5 protein-coding genes are annotated in these 5523 nt (G+C 53.5%); 2 read left to right on the forward strand and 3 right to left on the reverse strand.

The window, feature by feature from the left end:
- The 3 genes from AACZ40_RS28000 to AACZ40_RS28010 form a co-directional block, all read right to left on the reverse strand.
- A partial coding sequence (locus AACZ40_RS28000) for a prenyltransferase/squalene oxidase repeat-containing protein (protein ID WP_339676864.1) occupies positions 1–981 on the reverse strand: 981 nt, incomplete at its 3' end.
- Between the two features lie 40 nt (positions 982–1021).
- Positions 1022–2059, reverse strand: coding sequence for a ferredoxin family protein (locus tag AACZ40_RS28005; RefSeq protein WP_291169701.1), 1038 nt, complete (start codon positions 2057–2059; stop codon positions 1022–1024).
- 51 nt (positions 2060–2110) lie between these two features.
- Positions 2111–2563, reverse strand: coding sequence for a glycine cleavage system protein H (locus AACZ40_RS28010; protein WP_291169699.1), 453 nt, complete (start codon positions 2561–2563; stop codon positions 2111–2113).
- A 546-nt stretch (positions 2564–3109) separates the two neighbouring features.
- Between AACZ40_RS28010 and AACZ40_RS28015 the strand changes: the two genes are divergently transcribed.
- On the forward strand, positions 3110–4291 hold the full coding sequence (locus tag AACZ40_RS28015; protein ID WP_291169696.1) for a substrate-binding domain-containing protein: 1182 nt from the start codon (positions 3110–3112) through the stop codon (positions 4289–4291).
- Positions 4292–4434: 143 nt separating this feature from the next.
- The gene (locus tag AACZ40_RS28020) at positions 4435–5388 is read left to right on the forward strand and encodes a DUF1559 domain-containing protein (RefSeq protein ID WP_291169694.1); all 954 of its coding nucleotides are present in this window, start codon (positions 4435–4437) and stop codon (positions 5386–5388) included.
- Positions 5389–5523: the final 135 nt, after the last annotated feature.

Here is a 5523-nt window from a genome sequence, read left to right on the forward strand (position 1 = left end):
GGGTTCAGCCGAAGTGTAGGGATGCAGTTCCTTGTATTGCTGCTGCAGCAGCCACTGGCGGAGGGGGGTTTTCTCAAACTCCGGGAGTGTCCCCTCAATCGCGTTGACTGACAGAGTCGTCGTCCAGGTCGCCAGATTGGTATCGATGGGCCAGCTGCCGTCGGGTCTGACGGAGTCGAGCAGAAACTGCAGTCCTTTCTGCACGACAGGGTGATCGGTCAACCCCATGCCTGCCAGACTCATCGTCACGAAACTGGTCAGGGGAGCGGCTTCCAGAAAGCCGCCGTTGGTGGGCTGGATGGAAATCAGTTTTTTCAGACTGCGTTTGACTGCCAGATTGCGTATGAATCGCGTGATCGGATTGCGCGGTTTACGGAAGTGATGCCTGACCTGTCCGATGGCAATCAGAGCCGGTAAGGCATAGCTGACAACCGGAAGCCGCACCGTTTTATAAAATCGCGCCGGCAGACAGGCGAGCTCGAACGGAAGTGCGGGAATGGTCTTCCATTTGACCAGCCCGGCCAGCGCGCAATGGGTGAGGATGGGAACCGAGAACGTTTTATCTTTTCCATAACGGGCCACGACCGCGTCGACACCACCGGTGCGATCGATGTACTGCCGGGCGTTGACCACATGCGCAACGAACCTGTCGGTACTCTTCGTAGCATGAAAGGCCGCATGACAGAGCATGCTGGTCGAGATATTACTGAAACTTTTGACGGTATCACCCCAGCCCCCATCCGAATTCTGATGCTCGGCCAGCCAGCGGATACCGTTATTAATATGAGTGTCGAGAGAAGTATCAGCGGCGGGTCGTTTGCGGCGGATCATCTCGAGTGCCATCACGGCGGTTGCCGTGGAGAGTGCCGAAGTGGAAAGTTCTCCCGTCCAGTAGCCAGCCTGATTGCGGAACGTGAGTAATTCCGCGCGTGATCTCTGGTATGCTGCCTGAACTCGCTGGCAGGAGATGGTCTCACTCATACAGGTCTCTAAGTTACGGGGTCAGATTTATTTTCGGTGCTTACAGATCGAGGGCATCGAGACTGTCGATCAGATCATCCAGTTCATCGCTGGTCTCTTTCGATATCTTTGTTCGCTGGGGAATGCCAATGGACATACCGACCGCATCGCGGCCTTCGGCGACGAGTTCGACATCTCTTTCCCTGGCAGCCATCTCGAGTGCATCGGGGGCACCAAACAGTTTGGAGAGATCAATTTTCAGACCGGCCACTTCACCATCGGCGCCGGCAATGCCCGGAGTCTTATGACCGGGAAAGATAATCGCATTCTCGGGACAGACGCGACTGCAGGCCGGGCAGCCTTTTTTGCAGCTGTCCTGTTCTTCCACCAGAATCTGCCCGCCCTGATCCACGCCGTACACGCCAAACAGACAGAAGTCGATGCATTCCATACAGTTGGTACACAGGCCGTAATCGATCACCGGATACCAGCGACGTTTGGTGGGCTCCAGCTGCGGAACTTCTGCTTTCGCGGTATTATTTTTCTGTCCCTGAATGATGTCCAGGGGTTTGAGATATTTCTCGATCTGTGCGGGTCGCGGACTCTGCTGAATCATATCCATCAGTTGAAATGTCTGAACCTGCGTGTCACTGGCGATCCGCTTGATTTCCGTCAGATAATCGTCGGTATTGGAACTGACTTTCAGATCGATGGAGTAAATTTTGCGATCGGGAATCGATTTCTGCCGTTCGGGATTTTCGAAGGGGGGTGCCTTTTCCTTTTGCGCTTCTTCTTCCTCTTCATCCACTTCTTCTTTAAGCAGAACAATTCCTTCCCTGCCGCGGACTCCCAGGCGATCCATGATCCAGTGATTCGCACGGGGATAGAGCCACGAAAGCACCACCAGATCGCCGCGCAAGGCCTGCAGGAAGAGTGTTCCGGTATGATCGGCGGAAAGATCGTACAGATGGGGTACCAGAGAAACTTCGACATCAGGTTCCATCAGGAGCGCCGCTGCCAGTGATTCTTCCAGGTCACGTTTGGCGGGATTTTTTCCCTGCGCCTGCGAGATCACCACTGTCAATTTTTTATCAGCCATTCCGTAAACCTTTTTCAACATGAAACTGCAGCACAACTGTGCTGGACCGTCTTAGTTGAGTTGTCCTTTAATAATCCGCTGGGTCTGTTCCCAGCCGTCATCTAATACTTGCAGATATTCCGCCGGCGTCAACCATTGCGCATCGGACTCCATTTCAAACAGCCAGCCTTTGTCGTAGTTATCCGCCTGATTGATGCCAGAGGGGTCGTTTAATAATTCCTGATTAAATTCCAGAACCCTGCCGCTGGCGGGAACGTAGAGATCGGACAGCGCCTTCGAGCTTTCGATCTCTCCTATCTTCTGCTTTTCCTGCACATTCGTAAACGGGTCGATAAACCAGTCCAGGAAATAAACATCCTGCAGCAACCGCACCGAGTAGGCCGTAAAGCCCACGCGCCAGTGGTCAGCAGTCTGCTGAAACCACAGGTGTGATTTACTATAAACACGGTCCTGGGGAATTCGGGCTTCGAAATTCCCCATCATAAAGACTAGATCGTCAGGCATGATTCAATTTGCTGGGGGTCAGTTTGTTCTAAACCCAAGGTAAACCGGGAGTTTGTCCCGTGATTCAGATCAGGCAGGAATTTTCGCAATATACACTACTTAAATAGTAGAAACAGTTTATTCACGGGATGCAAGCAGGATTCCGCTTTGAATACCGGGAACGATTAATTTTCTGTTGCAGACACCGCAGACTTTGCACTGTACGGCAGTGGGGTTCCCCCTCATACGCAGGCAACCTTGCCGCTGATGTGACTGCCACACCCCCTTTGATCATAGGCGGAGTGGTTCCTTTTTCCCTGCCGGAAAAACCACTTTCTCAAATACTGGGTGGAACTTAACCTGAATTCACGCAAACCCGTATTGCTATAGTACGTACGTATTTAACGCAAAACAAGGTATTCTTTTGTACCAACGGGGCAGGTCATTTCAGGACCTGCTGCATTTTTCAGGTCGATTCTCTCTGAATTTTGTTTGACAGACAGAGTTCCACTTGTACCATATTGTACGTACCTTTCATTTCTATCTCAATTCAGGGATACCTTCAAGGTGTTATCAGCCACCAGATTACTTGAAACAACCACTTTGCCCGATGATGGTGAATTAAATTCACCCCGCGCGAAGTATGAACGCATACAGGATCATCTCAAAAAGCAGATTCAGGACGGAGTCCTTTTGCCCGGCATGGCACTCCCGTCTGAACAGCAGCTGGCTACCCTGTTTGAGAGCGCCCGCAGCACCATTCGCCAGGCGATGGGGGTACTCGAACGGGATGGCCTGGTCAGCCGTGTCCAGGGCAAAGGCACGTTCGTACATGAAAACGCGCGACAGCGACTGGCCAGCGGCCTGGATATCCTGGCTCTGGTGATTCCGGAAGTATTCTCAGGGTACTACCCGTCTCTGCAGCACAGCTTTGAAGAATCATCCAGCCAGTCCCAGAATCAGATGCTGGTCTGCTGTACGCGAAACAATATTGATAAACAGGGGAATGCGATTCTGCAGCTGATCGACAATCAGGTCGGGGGCGTGGCGATTGTCCCAGCCAGTACGCCCCCCACTCCCGCCTACCAGATCCGCCAGTTACAGAAAGCGGGAATCCCCGTGGTCCTGTGTCACCGTCCTGTCGAAGGAATCACGGCTCCACTGCTGGGACTCCCGTTTCAACAGATCGGCGTGCTGGCAGGAGACGCCTTAGTCAAACGGGGTCATCGTCGCGTTTCCTTTTTCGCGCCGCACTGCACGCAGACAACCGATCTCTACCTGGACGGCTTTCGCAACGCCCTGGCCCACGTCAACTGCGAACTGGCAGCCGAGCACTGCTACTTCGGAGCGGACGGTGTCATTGATATGCAGGAACTGGACGGTGAAATCGAAGCGGCCCTGCAGCGAATCCTGAATCGACCAGAGCGTCCTACGGCAATCTTCACCAGCTTCGACTCGATGGCGGAGCGGATTTACCTGCATCTGACAAGAATGGGACTGCGGATGCCTGAAGACATATCGCTGATCGGCGTCGGAGACAAGATTCGGCACAGCGTGCTCCAGCAGCAGATCGCATCGGTCACCGTAAACGAAACCCAGCTGGGACATCGTGCAGTCGAATTACTGAACCAGATGCGCAGCGGCGCGCTCCCCATCGAAACATCCGAAACCAGCATCATCCCTGCAGAAGTTTATACCGGGATGACACTTGGTCCGGCACCGGAAACGGTGACACCACCCAAAACATAGAAATTGAGACAGAAAGCGCAATCGATCTACATTTAAATCATTTATATTTATCCATCGCTGTCAGGCCCAGGTGCGACTGTGTTCGCTCCACTCCCCCCGGGCAGGCCTGCGCAGTATTTTTAACTGTTTGAGAGGGACAAAAGATGAAACATTCCATCTTTAAGAATCGCGGATTCACGCTCATCGAACTTCTGGTTGTGATTGCTATTATTGCCATTCTGATTGCCCTGCTGCTGCCCGCTGTTCAACAGGCGCGGGAAGCGGCCCGCCGAAGCCAGTGTAAAAACAATCTGAAGCAGCTGGGACTGGCGACACACAACTACCACGACAGCCACAATGTCTTCCCCATCAGTCACGGCGATACGGGAAATTCGTTTGGCTGGCGGGCATTGATCCTGCCCTATGTAGATCAGTCTCCCCTGTATAACAAAATCAACTTCAACGGAAATATTGTCGATGCCGGGAACCTGGAAGTCGCGCAGACGCCATTGAACCTGTATCACTGCCCCAGTGATCCCTCGGCGAATAATGTGAGCGGGGGAAATATGGTCTGGTCGAACTGGTGTTTTCCAGCAACGTGTCCGGCTGCTTCGCGAAACAACATTGCCGTGACCACTTACAAGGGTGTTGACGGCCGCGCCTTTGACCAGACCCTGGCTGCCTCGCCGATGCCCCACGGCATGTTTGACCGTCGAATGGGACTGCAGGCCAGCGGTGGCGGCAACAGTCTTGTGACACCGAACCGGACCATGAAGATGCGTGATGTACTGGATGGCACGTCGAATGTCCTGTTTGTGGGTGAGAATTCTCCCGGATTTCATGCCTGGTCCTCCTGGGCTGCCTGGCACTCACCGATGACGACCGCGTATCCCATTAACCACCCGTTTGCGGTCTGGGGCAATGCGCAGACCCGCATCAGTTCCGGCGCGCATGGCTGGGTGGATGGCTTCGCCGCCTCCAGTTATCACGAAGGAGGCGCCCATTTTCTCCTGGTGGATGGCAGCGTGCACTTCTTCAGTGAGAACATGGATTTTCTCACCTATCAACAACTGGGACATCCCCAGGACGGCCTGCCCGTCGGTGGTTTCAGCTATTGAGTGACAACGAAACATCACACTTGAAGTTGCTCATGAAATCTGAGCGGGAGATAAAGATGCTGAATACAAAGAATCCTGCCCGGGCGGGAATCCTGTTTTCCCTCGCCCTCTGCCTGTGGTGAAGCGGTTGTGGCG

The sequence above is a fragment of the uncultured Gimesia sp. genome, assembly GCF_963972345.1.
Classification (GTDB): Bacteria; Planctomycetota; Planctomycetia; order Planctomycetales; family Planctomycetaceae; genus Gimesia.

Excerpts from the sequence above, each read along its gene's own strand:
- AACZ40_RS28005 (WP_291169701.1), bottom strand. The coding sequence starts at position 2,059 with ATGGCTGATAAAAAATTGACAGTGGTGATCTCGCAGGCGCAGGGAAAA.
- AACZ40_RS28020 (WP_291169694.1), top strand. The coding sequence starts at position 4,435 with ATGAAACATTCCATCTTTAAGAATCGCGGATTCACGCTCATCGAACTT.
- AACZ40_RS28010 (WP_291169699.1), bottom strand. The coding sequence starts at position 2,563 with ATGCCTGACGATCTAGTCTTTATGATGGGGAATTTCGAAGCCCGAATT.